The organism is Dyadobacter sp. SRI_021, assembly GCF_057586235.1.
In genome coordinates, this window is record NZ_JBYCZM010000003.1 from 13,972 (window position 1) to 28,985 (window position 15,014).

Here is a 15,014-nt window from a genome sequence, read left to right on the forward strand (position 1 = left end):
CGGCCACTTATTCATTTCTCCTTCAATTGAACGGTTGCGACTTTGTAATTAACGGTAAGCGGTTTAAGTTTACTCCGTCCAAAATACCCAAGTAGTTATTTGTATCGTTTCGCTCGCAGTCATATTGTGGTTGTATAGAGATTCTTGTAGCAATGAACGGTGCCGTAACTACCGTAATGGGAGCGAAACCATTACTCTACTCGGGAGTTGGACAACGGCAAGTGCGGCACCGTTTATTGCTGCATTCCATCATCAACCCGATCGATATGCACACCGATTTTCATCAACAGCGCCGTGACCAGGCGGCATTCAAGTTGCTCAAAGATTTTCTGAACGACGATGTGGATCTTGTGGAATTGGAGCACGTTCTCAATGATATGCTCCTTCATTATCTCCGCCCTGCGCACGAATGGAACATCTCGCGCGAGCATGCGCTGTACGCGATTGATAATAGCGAGATTTTGATGCGGTTGCTAAGGAAGATGCGGGAGTTTGGGATGCGAGAGGAGATGATTTGATTACCAGCCTTTGGGAACACCCACGGCTCTCAATGTTGCATTAGCCTTCTCTGCTTTTTTTACAAAAAGAGGTTCATTGGCATACCTGTCCGCAAGATTTGGGTCAATCTTGAAGCCTTTCGGAAGTTTCTTGTTTTGTGATGCGGTTTTCATAGTTATAAATTTATTAAATTTTAGTGACAAGGAATGCTTCGTAAGGGACATCTTTCTTAAAAAGTTCCCATTCGCTATCCAGTAGTCCCTCGACTTTGAAATCCATTTCAATTGAACACAGGTGCCGGGAAATAGCAATACGATATAATCTTGTTCGGACCTCGGTGCTTCCGGTAATATAAACTTTCGCTTTTGGATATTGACTCGTGAATGTAAAAAGAGTCATTGCAACGGTCGCCAGTACCTTTTCGCTATCACCGTTGTTCGAAGTTGCCAAATCATCCAGATCGCCTGTGATAGGATCCTGATCACCGAATCCCAGATTGTAGTAATCTTTAAGATCGAGATCGTAATATCGCACTACTTTGGTGATGCTTCCCTTGGTGCCGATACTTGTGAATTTGTAATACTTGTAATCGTGGGAAATGAATATGTCAGAGTACTTTTCCAGCATGAAGATGAAGTATATATTCTTGAATTGGGAATGGTACCCAAATTAGATAATCGCCTTCACGCTTAAAAGTAGGGCGGCGGTTGGTTGCACATTAGCGCGAGCCGGCAAATAAATACTATTGATTCAACACCACCGTCGCCATCCCCCGACCCGGAATCTTCACCCCATCCTTCAAGTTGCCAACTTCTGACCGTTGCATATCAACCCCCTTCTCACCGGTAGTCAAATAAACCTCCGCATTTTTCACCTTAAATCCACCAACCTCCGGCAGCAAAATCCGCTCTTCATTCCCGTAATTAATTGCTACCAGCACGATTTGCTTCTCATTCGCATAAGCCGAAACCATCAGATCCTGTGCAATTTGCTCTTTGCTGAGGTTATCGCTGCGTTGGATATTCAACCGGTGCATTCCAGGGCGGACGAAGCGGCTGTAATGGCCCAATGCCCATAAGTTCTTGGTGGCGGTAATGGTGCCGTCCACGTACTCGCGTGACGAGGGCGCGAGGGCGATGAGGTAATAGCGGGTGTCGAAATCGGGGTTGCCGGGCTCCCAGCTATTCCAGAGCTGCCAGGCGGCGGCGTTGCGGTATACAAGGTCGTCGTGGATGACTTTCGAAAGGAACAGGGCGCAGTCCATGGCGGGAATGCGGCCGGTTTTGCCTTCGCGGTAGCCGTCGGCGAGCATGGAATACTCGGTTTGCCAGAAGGTGACGCCATATTTGGCGGTGGTGTCGGCTACGTGGCGACGGATCGCAATGCGAGCGCTATCGCCTTTATCGGTGAAGTAGCTGTGGCCGCCGATCAGGCGCGGGAGGTGTTTCAGGTTGGTTAATGTCAACTTGCTCTTTGGGTCGAAGAAGGCTTGCGTTTGTTGGGTAGCGTTACCTGTTTTTCCGTAGAGAAAATCGAGTTGGGCGGCTTCGGTGATCAGGATTTGGGAGGTAGAGCTGGTGGCGGTCAATGCGCTGTCGAGGGCTTTGGCTACGTGGGCAATCTCGTCGCTGCGCCAGGGGCTGCCTTCCTGCTTGGCGCCCTGACCCGGGGCGTGGTACCAGTCCCATTGCGGCTCGTTGACCGGACTGATGTAGTTGAAATGCAAACCTTCCTCATCGAAATGCTTCAAAACCGTGGCCAGGAAGCGGGCATAGTCGCCGTAATGCTCCGGTTTGAGATTTGAAATGTAATCTTTCGTTGTTTTATAGCCCCGGCCATTCTTCGTAAACTGCACGGGCGGTGTGTTGGAAAACGCGATCAGATTCTCGACGCCGTATGCTTTTGCTTTTTTGGTAAACCAAATATAACCGGGCTGCTTCGTCCAGTCATAAGTCCCGTCGGGGCGTAGAAAGCATTCCACGCGCTTGCGGAAATCGGCTATGCCGCTGCTGTCGCCCTGCTCGGCAGTGCCGCCGCCGATGTTGAAGCGCCAGGCCGAAAGTCCGATGCCTTTGGGACTACCATTGGCATCGAATTCCTTGCTGAATAGCCATTCGGCCATTTGCTCGCGGTTTTGAGCGGGCCAGTGTTTGGCAATGCCCTCAGTGAACCAGGCCCCGGCGGCACCGAAGTTGTCGATTCGCTGGGCCTTGTTCTTAATGTCTATTTTGATGGTCAGTTCTTTCGGCTTTTGGGCGTGGGTAAGAACTGTGGTAAGCATTAAAAGAGTAGTGAGCAGCAGTTTTTTCATGATCAGCATTTAAAATACATTGAAGCCCATTGCAAGGAGGACAAGTACGACGATCCAGCCCGCAGCTTGAAGCAATAACGGATGTTTATATTTTCCCATTAATCGCTGTTTCCGGCTGGCTACGAGCAAAATGGCGAGGGCAATGGGAAGTACAAAGCCATTTAATGTGCCCACGAACACGAGTACTTTCACCGGCCGACCTACCAGCAGGAAAATGATGGTAGAAATGAGGATAAAGACAATGGTCACATACGACTGGTACCGCTCGATCAAAGGATGAAAAGACCGAAGAAACGAAATGGAAGTGTAAGCGGCACCCACCACCGAAGTAATGGCAGCTGCCCAGATCATAAGTCCGAAAAGTTGCCTGCCGAATGCGCCTGCGGCATTTTCAAAGACCGAGGCGGCGGGATTGTCCGGGTTAATGCTTGCGCCGGTGAGGATAATGCCGAGAGTAGCCAGAAACAGCAAATAGCGGATCAAAGCGGTGATGAGGATGCCGGTGGATGCGCCGCGGTTCACCTCCTTTAATGCACTTTCCCCGCGTAAGCCCGAGTCGAGCAGGCGGTGCGCGCCTGCGAAGGAGATGTACCCGCCCACGGTGCCGCCCACGAGCGTGAGGGTGGCGACAGGGTCGAATTTTTCAGGAAAAAAGGTGTGCTGGATGGCGCTGCCCAATGGCGGATGCGAGGTAAATGCGACATACAGAATGAGGGCGATCATAACAAAGCCCAGGATTTTGGCAAAACTGTCCATCGCTTTGCCGGCTTCTTTGAAGAGGAAAATGCCAATGGCAATGGCTGCGCTGACAATGGCGCCGGTTCGTACGTTGACGCCCGTCATGGCCTCAATGCCGAGCCCTGCACCGGCTACGTTGCCAATGTTGAAAGCCAGGCCTCCTGCGACGATGAGGAATGCAAGAAGGTAGCCAAGACCTGGTAAAAGATCGTTGGCGAGGTCCTGAGCGCGTTTGCCGGAGACGGTAATGATCTGCCAGATATTAAACTGGACGGCAAGGTCGATCAGTATTGACAGCAGGATGATAAAGCCGAAGCTGGTCGCCAGCTTTTCGGTGAAGACCGTCGTTTGAGTCAGGAAGCCGGGGCCTACTGCCGAGGTGGCCATCAGGAATGCCGCGCCTAGCAGGGCGTTTTTGTTTTTTGACATTTTGTTTTGCCACGGATTACACGAAGAAGCACGAATGTCTTCGTGTTTAATTCGTGCCTTCGTGGCATATTAAAGTTAAACACCATAACCTCCGCCCCCAGGAGTTTCAATAGTCAAAACATCCCCCGCGTTCACTTTCAGGCTACAAATTCCGGGTAATTCATTAATCGGACCATTTGAAACGAGCATATGCCGGCCGCAAGCGCCATCGCCGCCTCCGGCCAATCCATAAGGCGCATACCGCCGGTGCTGAGCCAGCAAAGTAACCTGCAACGGCGCCAGGAATTCCAGTTTCCGCAGGATGCCATCCCCGCCGCGCCAGCGTCCCGCACCACCGGAACCGCGACGGACGCCGAATTCCAGCAACCGCACCGGGTATTTCCGTTCCAGTTGCTCGGGATCGGTAATGCGGGTGTTGGTCATGTGCTGGTGCACCGCCGAACGACCATGGAACCCGTTACCCGCGCCTACGCCGCCACCGATGGTTTCGTAATAGCCAAACTGTTCGTTGCCAAAAAGGAAGTTGTTCATCGTTCCCTGGCTGCAAGCCGCCAGGCCAAATGCTTTCAGCAAAGTGTCCACCAGTCGCTGGCTTACTTCAGTATTCCCGCCAACGACAGCCGGGCATTGCCACGGATCGTCGGAGAACTGAGGGTGCAGGAAACTGTTGTCCGGCAGTTTGATCTCTACATCTTGCATTAAGCCGTCATTCAAAGGAATTTCCTTGTCCACCAAAAGTCTTAGAACATATAGAATGGCGCTGTACAGAATGGAAATATTGGCATTCAGATTATTCGGATGAACGCCAGACGTGCCGGTAAAATCGAAAATTTGCTTATCATCGGTTATGCTGATTTTTACGGCTATCCGATAATTATCGTCCAAAAGCTCGGAAGCTTCAAAGACCTGCCCCTGCAACGGCTGCAATGCATTTCGAAGCTGCGAAACGGCCGTTTGTTTCAGCATTTCCATATATTTTCGCACTGTTTCCAGGCCGTGGTTTTCCACCAGTTTCAGCAACTGCGCGCTGCCCTTTTTCAGTGCCGACAATGCAGCAATAATATCGGCTTCATTGGAAAGGAAAGACCGGGTAGGGTACGGCCCGCTTGTAAACAGCTCTCGCAATGCCTCCCATTGAAACTCGCCCGCCCTTACCAGATACTGCGGCACGATCACTACGCCCTCCTCGGCCAGACAAGTAGCGTCCGGAGGCATCGAACCCGGAGTTTTACCACCGACTTCGGCATGATGCGCGCGGTTGATCACGTAGCCTATGCAAGTTTCGTCCTCTGTAAATACCCCCGCGAGCAGTGTAATATCCGGCAAATGCGATCCGCCATACTGCGGATGGTTGGTAATCACGACATCGCCCGGACCAATGGCGATGGCCTCGCGCACGAGGCGCCCGCATATGCCCATGCTACCGAGGTGCACGGGAATGTGCTGCGCGTTCACGAGGAGTTCGCCGTCGGCATCGAGTAATGCGCAGGAAAAATCGAGGCGTTCTTTGACATTCACAGAAAACGCAGTCCGCTGCAACTGGACGCCCATTTCGTCGGCAATGGCTTTGAAGCGGTTGGTGAAAAGCTGTAATGCTACTTCCTCGCTTTGCTGACCGCCGTGCGTGGCACCCACTTCCGTTCGCCAGGCTATGGCGTCCTGGCCGTGCTGGATCACCAATTTCCAGCCTTTGGGTAAATAAGTGGTGGAAGTATTGTTGAGCAGAATGGAGGGCCCTTCCAGCTGGTCGCCGGGTTGGAGACTGTCCCATTCGTAAACGGCTGTTTCAGGTAGTTTTAGGTCAGTCAAAAACGGCTCACTATTGCTCGAAAGCTGTGCTTTCGGGCCATTTTTAATGAGCTGCAATGGATTAATGCCGGGGCCACGCTCCTGCACTTTTAGCTTAATACTCTCCAACTCCACCACCGCATTGGCAGGGTAATAACCGAATTGTGCGCGATAGGTTTCCTCAAAAACAGCCAGCGTGGTATCGCCGGAATAGGGGACTTCAACCGTGTTCTCCTGGCCCGCAAAACGGAGGTAAGCATGGCAGAATACTGTTTCAAAGGCTGCAATACCCTGATTTTGTAAAATACTTGCGGCCCGTTTTTCCAGTGCTTCCTGCCACTCGGCAACGCTTTGTGCAGCCTCGGTCCAGGGAGCGAGGATCTGTTTGGAAACAATCGTGCTGATGAGCGCCTCACCAATGCCCGCCGCGCTGAAAAGGCCGCCGTCGTAGGGCAGCAACACTGTGTTCATATCCAGCAATTCGGCCAGTTGGCATGCGTGCAAGCCTCCGGCACCGCCGAAAGTGACGAGGGCGAATGCATTCGGATTAATGCCTTTTTCCACCGAAATCTTACGGATCGCGTCAGCCATTTTTTCGTTGGCGATACTTTCCAGACCAGTGAGGATTTCCCGGTGACTGAGCAGGTTGCCGGTCTGGGATTGAATGCCCGTGCGAAGTTCTTCCAGCCTCGCAATAGCGGCTTCGGCATTAATAGGAATGCTGAATTTGGAAGTTTCCAGCTTGCCGAGCAGCAGATTGATGTCTGTTACAGTCAATGGACCGCCCGCGCCATAACAGGCCGGGCCGGGTGATGCGCCGGCACTTTCCGGGCCTACTTGCAGCGAAAAGCCGTCAAACCAGCAAACAGAACCGCCGCCCGCCGCCACGGTTTCGATAGCCAGGGTAGGGTTATGGAATTCAATGCCGTCGATTTCGGTAATGTATTTCAATTCCGGCTGGCCGTCGATCAGCGCCGTATCGGTGCTGGTACCGCCCATGTCGAAGGTAATGGCCCTGGGGAAACCCAGTTTTTGGGCAAAATTGGCGGCTGCGACCATTCCTCCGGCGGGGCCGCTCAGGAGACTATCCTTAGCACGGAAACCGCTGACTTCGGAAAGACTGCCCGTGCTGGTCATGACTTGCAGGCTGCCGTCGGTTAACGCGGCACGGATATTGGCCAGGTATTGGTCGAGGACGGGATCAAGGTAAGCATTTACTACCGCTGTTTGCGTCCGGCGTAAATAATGCGAAAACGGAAACAGATCGGATGATGCGGATATGTATTTTGCACCATTTTCCCGGAACCACTCGGCTAGCCGTGATTCATGTGCCGGGTTTTGGTAAGAATGTAAAAGCGAAAGAGCAACTGACTTGTAATCAGTAGGTGCTTCTTTTGATTTGAAATCAGTTAAATCCAGGGCTTCAATTACAACTCCGTGGGCGTCCAGCCGCTCATCGACTTCCAATACTTCGCTGTAAAGTAATTTCGGCTCGGGAATATTGAGTTGGAAAAGTGATGGCCGCTGCTGGTTACCGATATAGAGCAGATCTTTAAACCCCTTCGTAACAACCAGAAGTGTTTTTGCTCCTTTCCGTTCGAGCAATGCATTGGTACCTTTGGTAGTGCCCAATCGCATGGCAATGCGTGGAAGTGGTTGATCGAGCGGTGTTTGTGTGAGCAGGCGTGCTGCGAGAATGGGCGCTTCTTCACCAGTGGTTATTTCAAAATCAACAGGTCGCCGGAACGGAAGATCGTCGGCTAATGTGATCGTGTGCTGCTGCCGGTTGACACTTGCAATGCGGCTGGGTACCTCGTAGCCGTGCAGCCTGAATGCGTAGTTCTTGAAGAGATCCCCATCGTACGGCCAGGAAGCTTCGAAAAGGTAAGTGCCGGGACCTATTTTTTCGATAATGCGGCCACGGAGGCAACTGGAACTGAGAACTTTGATGCGCGTTTTATTCCCGGCCGGATCAATGGCCAGGCAGTCGGTAAAAGTCCCGCCGGTGTCGATCCAGATTCGCCAGGTGGATTCGGATGTGGTTTTCAAAGGAACGGTTTAAGAGCATAGATAATCAGCCCCAATTTAGCCAATTCGAGGCATAATGCGCGGATTGGGCAGTATTAAGTGAATTTGGGTGAGTTTGGACCGCCCGGCCCCAGCGGAGCCTCCTAAACTATTCCTGACTACTAATGACAACACCTGACAACACCCCTGCAACGCCTAAATATCCCTAAACCCCTTCTGATATTCCCCCGGTGACATGCCGGTCGTCTTTTTAAACACCCGGTTGAAATTCGTCACGTGGTCGAAACCGGTCTGGTAACAGATATCGGAAAAGCTGTCGAATTTGCCGGAAAGGATAATTTTGCAGGCCTCGTTGATACGTACTTCATTCAGAAAGCTGACGAAGGTCTTGTCGGTATGCTTTTTGAAATAGCGGCAGAATGCCTGGGGTGTGAGGTTAGCAATTTCGGAGATTTCGGCGAGCGAAATGTGGCGTTTGTAGTTGGTGACCAGGTATTGGAAAATGCGGTCCATGCGGATCCCCTCGACTTCGGAGATGACTTGCTCGCTGTTGCTCGTCGCAAGCGGTTTGAGGTCGCGCGTGGTAGAGAACTGGTAAAGCAGCTTGATAAATGCTGCTACCCGCTGACTTTCCTTGTGGTGAATGATTTCCGAAATGATTTTCTGTACCGCCTCCCGTGCTTCTTCCGGAATCTGAAAGCCATTATGCACGCCGTTCACAAATTTCCGGATATTGGCCATTTCCGGAAGGCTCAGTATATTTTGCGATAAATAATTGGGGTCAAAAAATATGGAAACGGAGTGGATCTGCCTGGGCTCGTCGGGGTTGAAGTAGGACTCATCGTTCTTGAAAATATGCGACTGGTTAGCTCCTATAATGTAAATGTCGCCCGATTCGAACCGTTGCATGTAGTTCCCCGCGACCAGGATTCCAGTACCCTCCACCACCCATTCGATCTGTACCTCGCGGTGTCGGTGCAAATGCGGATAGTAATGCGGCAGCTTTTCCTCCTGAACAACAATTGTACTTTCGCGGGAAACGGGTATGGTGAATTGTACGACTTTCATAATATTAAATATACGCAGGAAGGTTGGCTAATGCTTCATGGCGGAAGATGTTTTCGGTAGCCCCTTTGTATTTATCATAGGAGGCAATCGAGTGGAAATAACCAAAATTTCTGAACTCGTTGCAACGAATCCCGGGTGCGACAAATCTGCGCACCCGGGATAAGTAGTAAGAAAATAAATTGCCTCGTTATTTCAGCATAATCTTCTGCGGCATGCCGAAAAGCATCTCGCCGACACCCGAAGTCTTCACGCCGATGCGCGCGTATATGTACTCGCGTGAGGCAAGGTTGGCTGGAATGCCGGCAGTCAGCGTGATCGGTTTTGACAAGTCGGTGATGTTTGCTGCTACCTCCTGCGCATTACCCACGTTGTTACCAGGGTCGACGATCATGGTAGTGCCAATGTAAAGGTTCACCCTTTCGATGGTACGGCCGGCCGTAGCCTGCTGCACATTGAAAGTTGCCGATACCTTACCTTCGCCTTTGGAAAACACTTCGTTTTTGAGGATAAAGAAGGGATTGACTGGCACATCAATCTCTTTGGAACCACGCAATTCGACGTCGATGGAATCGGTATTGTCTGCCCACGGGCCATTGCCGCGCAGCCTTACAAGTTTGTAGTTACCATCAAAAAGCGACGCCGAAAATGTACCGTCCTGAGCTACATGTACAGGGATTTTGGTAAAAAGCTGGTAGCCATGCTGCCAGAGTTCGAGCTGCACACCATTCGAGCGCAAGCCTACGGGTTGTCCCTCGAATACAACCCTGCCTTTCAGCACCGATTTTGGCTCGGTGCGGTTATCTTTTTCGCATCCGGAAAGGCCGGTCATCAATGCCAGCAGCAGCGCGGGAATGCCTTGTATGATTCTTGATTTCATTGCTTTTGGAATTAATGGAATGGATTGCGGACGATTTTCGGATTGTTATCGATCACTACCTGCTGGATGGCCGAGTAGTAATTACCCATCTGGAAGAACCGCGGCGCACGGAAACGCGGCGCTACAAGTTTGTCGAAGACATATTTGCCATGCGTGGCGTGGCCCGGGCGTACTACGCGGTAAGGATACAGGGCGTACATCACCGCATCCGGATTGGACGCGTTGCCGTTCCATACTTCATGTGCAATGCGCCATCTTTTCAGGTCCCAAACACGGTGGTCTTCGAAGGCCAGCTCTACACGGCGCTCGTTTTGTAGCTTTTCGAGTGTAAGCGTTTTCAGGCTGTTGGTCGGGAAACCGGCACGTTCGCGGAGGGTGTTAGCGTATTTCAACGCTTCCGCATTCTGCCCCAGTTCGAATGCAGCCTCGGCGGCGTTCAGGTAAATTTCGCCCAACCGGAAGCGTACCCACCACATGTCGCTGCGGATACCACGCGTGCTCGACATCGCCGTTTGGTCCACATACTTACGGAGGTAAAAACCGGTATTAGAGACCTCGGTTTGCGAACGCTGCGGCCCGGAGGCACCGGTAAGGAGGCCGCCGTCATCATAAGCGGAGCCCAAAACGTTGGATTCGACGGTTTTGAAAGCATTGGAAGCATTGTCCCACACTTTTACACCCGCCTGGATCTGCACTTCCGTGCCGCGAAAAGTTGTTCCGGGAAAGATCACCGTTCCGTAGAGCCGGGCATCTTTGTTGGCGAAAATGTCCTGCAACTTATCGTAATAAATGTAGTCGGTATTGCCGGCATTGCGGTTTTTCAGCTCTCCAGAAGTACCATCCAGATATTCATAGTCTTCTACGAGGTTCAGCGTAGGTGTTATGGACGACGACGACAGGTTGTCCTCCCGCACATTGCGCGCGATGTTGTCGTAGGTAAAGCCGTGGCGCTTGTCTTTGCTCACCAGAAAATCCTGCGCCCAGATTACCTCGCGGTTGGCGCTCTTTTTGGTGATGGCTTCGTAGAAGTTCACGCCTTTATCGGGGTTCGATTTGTACAATTCATAACTCCCGCTGTTGATAATTTCCTGCGATGCTGCGAGCGATTTGGCATAGTAGTCATTGGCTTTACCCGCGGAAATACCTACCTCACCACCCGGTGTGGAAATAGGTGACGCCATTTTGCTATTGTATTTGGCAATGGAGGCGGCATAGAGCATCGCGCGGCTTTTAACGGCCAATGCGGTGAACTTGTTGGCGCGGGTGTTGCTGGTACCATTGCCGAGGAGGTCCTTCACGGCATCCAGCTCGCTGGCGATGAAGTCATACACTTCTTCTTCCTTATTACGCGGCTGTTGCAGCGCGGCCGGGTTGCCGTCGAAGTTGTAGATCAACTGCTTCGTCACCAGGGGAACACCGCCCATGCGTTTCACGTGCTCGAAATACACGAATGCGCGCAGGAAGCGTAATTCCGCGGAAAACTGTGCTTTTTGTGCGTCGGAAATCTTCACGGCGTACTTCTCGATGTTCTCCAATGCGAGGTTGATGTCGCGGATGAGCCCGTAATCCCATAGCCGCCAGCGGTCGAAGGCGTAGTTAATGATATTGTTGCGCGCATCGTCGTTATTGGACCACATGGCTTCGTCATAGGCGGCAAAATCTTGCCAGCCTTCGCGGTTGGTTGCATTTACATCGCCATTCGAGCCATGGCTGAGGTCGGTATGGTAAGGCAGGCGATCATAGTAGTTGGCTAAGAGCCCGGTGATCATCTTCGGATCGTTCCAGACCTGTTCTTCGAGGATGATGTTCTGCGGCTTGCGTTCGAGCCAGTCGTTGCATCCGGCAAAAACGAGCATGGAGGCAGAGACAAATATTTTCAGTGATAATCTTTTCATAACCAGTTTTTAGAAAGTGAGGTTGAAACCTGCATTGAACAATCGCTGCTGCGGATACACCAATGCATTACCCGATGAAATCTCCGGATCGATCTCGTACTTCTTCACATTGTCGATCGAGAACAGGTTGGAGGCATTCACATAAATGCGCAACGCGGAAAGGCCCAGCTTTTTGGAGATTTTCTGGTCGAAAGAATAGCCAAGCTCGATGTTGCGCAGGCGGATGTAACGCACATTGGTGATCCAGAAATCGCTTTTCCGGAAGTTCACGTGGCTGGTATTGTCCTTGCGGATTGCCGGGTAGGTGCCTGGAATCCATTTGCTGTTCGGATCGAACGGATCTTCGCGGTGCCAGCGGTCTTCGAGCATGAAATGCGGCGAGGTACCGTTATTCTGGTAAGGGATCTTCAACTCCCAGTTGCGCTGGAAACTTTGCAGCGAAGCACCGGCGAAATCGAAGAACATCGAGAAGCCTTTGTATGAAACGCTTCCGTTCAATGCGAAGCTCAAATAAGGGTTAGCACCTTCCGCATAGCCGATCGGACGTTCGTCGAGGGCGTTGATCATGCCGTCGCCATTCACATCTTTGTAAATAAAGTCGCCCGGAAGCTGGCTGCGGTTGCCCTGGCCGTCATTGTCCACTTTGTGGCTTTCGATCTCTTCCATCGACTGGAACTGGCCCACCACCTGGTATCCCCAGTTGATATTGCCCCAGCGGTCTACATAGCTATCCCGGTACTCGTTGTAAGAGTTGCCAAAGCGCGGTTTGTAAAAATCGAGGTCACGCCGGCGCGACAGTGTCGCATTGGCACTCAAAGTGTAGTCAACCTGGCCTACCGAGCTTTTGTAGGTCAAAACCCCTTCCAGACCGCGGTGGGTATCGGAGTTCAGGTTTTCGTTCGGCAGGGAGTAACCGACTTCGGAAGGCAGGAGCACGTCGTAACGGGCTGCGGGCAAGCCTTCGCGCTTTCTTTCGAAAATATCAAACTGGCCGGAGAGCTTTCCACCCATTAAGCCGAAATCCAGACCAATGTTGGTCGTAATGTTGGTGATCCACGAAAGCGTGGTGATCGGCAAACCTCTCGGGCGAACGCCAATGGTATAATTGCCGTCGAAAATAGCACTGCCTTGCAAGAAGTTGTAGCCAGGCAGATAACTGAATGGCGCCACCACAAAGTCGTTGTTGCTTAGACGGTCGGCACCTGTGCGGCCGTAGGAGGCGCGGAGTTTCAGACTACTGAATACATTTTCAAGCTTGCCTTTGAAGAAATTCTCCTCCGAAATACGCCAACCCGCCGAAACGCCGGGGAAGAAACCGTACCGTTTGCCGGGCGCGTACAGGAAGGAGCCGTCATAGCGGCCCACGAGTTCGAGCAGGTATTTTTGTTTGAAATCATAATTAATCCTACCTACATAACCGGCCCGCGCTTCGGTGCTCCATTCGTCGATGAGCAAGTCCTGGTTGGCAAACGACATCAATGGAATGTAGTTGTTCGGCGGAACGGTGTGGACCACCAGGTAAGTATTCACATTGTCGGAACGCTCATAGGCGGCTACGGCTGAGATGTCGTGATTGCCAAATGCTTTGGCATAGCTCAGCTGGAACTGTGCAAACCGGTCGACGATATTGCGTTTCCGGCGTTCGCGCCAGGGATTCTGGTTACCACCGCCTGGTACTACATTATAGGTATCGTTCTTGGCGTCGTAGGTGTAGGCATCGTAAGTATATTCGAAACCGTCGAAATCGAAGTTGGTGAATGCATAGGAATAGGTTCCTTTCGCTTTCAGTCCGAATTTGAAATCGTATTCGGCATAGAAGTTGCCCTTGATATTCCGCCAGACCTCGTCGATGTAGCCAGTCACGTCCTTTTTATAGGTAGCCGGGTTGACGTTTACATTGTGGGTCTGGTTAATGTATTTCGGATTGTCGTTCGCATAGGGACGTTCCGTAGGCCACATGGTGAAAATACTGAGGAACGGGTTGAAGTAGTCGTCCAGGCCCGGCACGCCCACCTGGAACCGGTTTTCGATCCGGCCGCTGATCTGCGTTCCTACTTTCAGGCCTTTGGTTAAGCTGGCCTCAATGTTCGCCTGGATGTTGGTTCGCTTGAAGTTGTAATCGCGGATCAGCGCATCCTGGTTCAGGTGGCTGATCGACAGGAAGTAGTTCATCTTATCGCTGCCGCCCTGCACACTTGCATTGCCGAAGTACTGGGGCACATTCGGGCGCATCACCATATCGTAGTAATTGAAGCTCTGGTAGCCCTTTTCGGTGCCGACGCGCCATTTTTCCAGTTCCGCAGGAGTAATGGACGGCGTGCGGCCCTGGTTCACATCCGACTCCACGAGCCCGCGCATGTGCTGGTACGCATTGGCAGGCTTGGGGTACCGCGTGAAGTTTTGCAAACCATAGTAGCCCGACAGGCTGATCTTCGTCCCATCACCTGCCTTACCTCTTTTGGTAGTCACCAAAACTACTCCGTTGGCAGCCCGCAGACCGTATATCGCGGCGGAAGCGTCTTTCAGAATCGAAACACTTTCAATATCGTTCTGCCCGAGGTTATTAAAGCTGGCGGCGTCAGAAGGCACTCCGTCGATGACGAACAGGGGTGTACCCATGTTCCGGATTTGAATGGTGGTGGCGGCACCTGGGCGAGCGTCGGCCTTGCGGGCGGTGATACCCTGCACGCGGCCTACCAATGCATCGGAAGTCCCGATCGACGGTGTGCGGATCAGGTCCTTGGCCTGAATGTTGCTTACCGCGCCGGTCACCGCTGCCGAAGATTGCGTGCCGTAACCCACTACAACCACTTCCGTGAGCTCCTCGCTGCTAGGCAGCAAGGTTACCTGAATGTTCGTTTGGTTGCCTATCGCAACTTCCTGCGAGGAGTAACCGATGAATGAGAATGCGAGCGTGGTGGCCGTTTCCGCCACGTTCAGGGAGAAAGTACCGTCGGCACCCGTAATGCTTCCGGTGGTCGTGCCTTTCACAACGACGCTTACGCCGGGAAGCGGGCTGTTCTTTTCGTCGACGACCTTTCCGGTAATCGTTTTGTCGATCGGTTTCCGGTAAGTGAGGGCTGGTTCGAAGCGGAGTTTTTCCGACCAACCTTGCTGGGGCGACAGGCATCCTGCCGCCAAAAGGGCAAAAAGAGGCCTGCGAAGCCCCAGCAAGGGGTTTCGTCTGTTTTGGTTGTTCATTGTTAACCTGGGTTAGATGTGAGTAGTTGTTACAGCATTGTCTTTTTATTGACCTTTATTATTATTTATTAATAAAAATTATTGAATAAATACTATTTCAAAAATGACACAAAAATAACCCTCCGTCGGGTTTCGGTAACCCGTCGCACATTTTGGTCTTTCGAAATCAATCATCCAGATT

At 51.8% G+C, this 15,014-nt stretch carries 10 protein-coding genes; 1 reads left to right on the forward strand and 9 read right to left on the reverse strand.

All coding sequences use genetic code 11. From position 1 onward, the window contains the following. The first annotated feature begins 176 nt into the window (after positions 1 to 176). Positions 177 to 518 (forward strand): hypothetical protein, encoded by a 342-nt coding sequence (locus AC2YIT_RS09355; RefSeq protein ID WP_487279025.1) that lies wholly within the window; start codon positions 177 to 179, stop codon positions 516 to 518. On the opposite strand, the gene AC2YIT_RS09360 is transcribed toward AC2YIT_RS09355, so the two are convergent. The 9 genes from AC2YIT_RS09360 to AC2YIT_RS09400 form a co-directional block, all read right to left on the reverse strand. After that, positions 519 to 671, reverse strand: a complete 153-nt coding sequence (locus AC2YIT_RS09360; protein WP_430844197.1) for a hypothetical protein — start codon at positions 669 to 671, stop codon at positions 519 to 521. Between the two features lie 13 nt (positions 672 to 684). After that, a complete protein-coding gene (locus AC2YIT_RS09365; RefSeq protein WP_430844199.1) occupies positions 685 to 1,125 on the reverse strand; it encodes a DUF6934 family protein in 441 nt (146 codons plus the stop codon). 115 nt (positions 1,126 to 1,240) lie between these two features. Beyond that, positions 1,241 to 2,809 (reverse strand): glycoside hydrolase, encoded by a 1,569-nt coding sequence (locus AC2YIT_RS09370; RefSeq protein WP_487279026.1) that lies wholly within the window; start codon positions 2,807 to 2,809, stop codon positions 1,241 to 1,243. Positions 2,810 to 2,818: 9 nt separating this feature from the next. Then, positions 2,819 to 3,976 carry an NRAMP family divalent metal transporter gene (locus tag AC2YIT_RS09375; RefSeq protein ID WP_487279027.1) on the reverse strand — a complete coding sequence of 386 codons (1,158 nt, stop codon included), beginning with the start codon at positions 3,974 to 3,976 and terminating at the stop codon, positions 2,819 to 2,821. 75 nt (positions 3,977 to 4,051) lie between these two features. Next, the gene (locus AC2YIT_RS09380; RefSeq protein ID WP_487279028.1) at positions 4,052 to 7,813 is read right to left on the reverse strand and encodes a hydantoinase B/oxoprolinase family protein; all 3,762 of its coding nucleotides are present in this window, start codon (positions 7,811 to 7,813) and stop codon (positions 4,052 to 4,054) included. 174 nt (positions 7,814 to 7,987) lie between these two features. Further along, positions 7,988 to 8,860 carry an AraC family transcriptional regulator gene (locus AC2YIT_RS09385; protein ID WP_430844204.1) on the reverse strand — a complete coding sequence of 291 codons (873 nt, stop codon included), beginning with the start codon at positions 8,858 to 8,860 and terminating at the stop codon, positions 7,988 to 7,990. A 187-nt stretch (positions 8,861 to 9,047) separates the two neighbouring features. After that, positions 9,048 to 9,737, reverse strand: a complete 690-nt coding sequence (locus AC2YIT_RS09390) for a DUF3823 domain-containing protein (protein ID WP_487279029.1) — start codon at positions 9,735 to 9,737, stop codon at positions 9,048 to 9,050. Positions 9,738 to 9,748: 11 nt separating this feature from the next. Beyond that, on the reverse strand, positions 9,749 to 11,632 hold the full coding sequence (locus tag AC2YIT_RS09395; RefSeq protein ID WP_487279030.1) for a RagB/SusD family nutrient uptake outer membrane protein: 1,884 nt from the start codon (positions 11,630 to 11,632) through the stop codon (positions 9,749 to 9,751). Between the two features lie 9 nt (positions 11,633 to 11,641). Next, positions 11,642 to 14,833 carry a SusC/RagA family TonB-linked outer membrane protein gene (locus tag AC2YIT_RS09400; protein ID WP_487279031.1) on the reverse strand — a complete coding sequence of 1,064 codons (3,192 nt, stop codon included), beginning with the start codon at positions 14,831 to 14,833 and terminating at the stop codon, positions 11,642 to 11,644. Positions 14,834 to 15,014: the final 181 nt, after the last annotated feature.

Coding starts and splice junctions, on each gene's coding strand:
- AC2YIT_RS09355 (WP_487279025.1), top strand. CDS start 177: ATGGGAGCGAAACCATTACTCTACTCGGGAGTTGGACAACGGCAAGTG.
- AC2YIT_RS09360 (WP_430844197.1), bottom strand. CDS start 671: ATGAAAACCGCATCACAAAACAAGAAACTTCCGAAAGGCTTCAAGATT.
- AC2YIT_RS09365 (WP_430844199.1), bottom strand. CDS start 1,125: ATGCTGGAAAAGTACTCTGACATATTCATTTCCCACGATTACAAGTAT.
- AC2YIT_RS09370 (WP_487279026.1), bottom strand. CDS start 2,809: ATGAAAAAACTGCTGCTCACTACTCTTTTAATGCTTACCACAGTTCTT.
- AC2YIT_RS09375 (WP_487279027.1), bottom strand. CDS start 3,976: ATGTCAAAAAACAAAAACGCCCTGCTAGGCGCGGCATTCCTGATGGCC.
- AC2YIT_RS09385 (WP_430844204.1), bottom strand. CDS start 8,860: ATGAAAGTCGTACAATTCACCATACCCGTTTCCCGCGAAAGTACAATT.
- AC2YIT_RS09390 (WP_487279029.1), bottom strand. CDS start 9,737: ATGAAATCAAGAATCATACAAGGCATTCCCGCGCTGCTGCTGGCATTG.
- AC2YIT_RS09395 (WP_487279030.1), bottom strand. CDS start 11,632: ATGAAAAGATTATCACTGAAAATATTTGTCTCTGCCTCCATGCTCGTT.
- AC2YIT_RS09400 (WP_487279031.1), bottom strand. CDS start 14,833: ATGAACAACCAAAACAGACGAAACCCCTTGCTGGGGCTTCGCAGGCCT.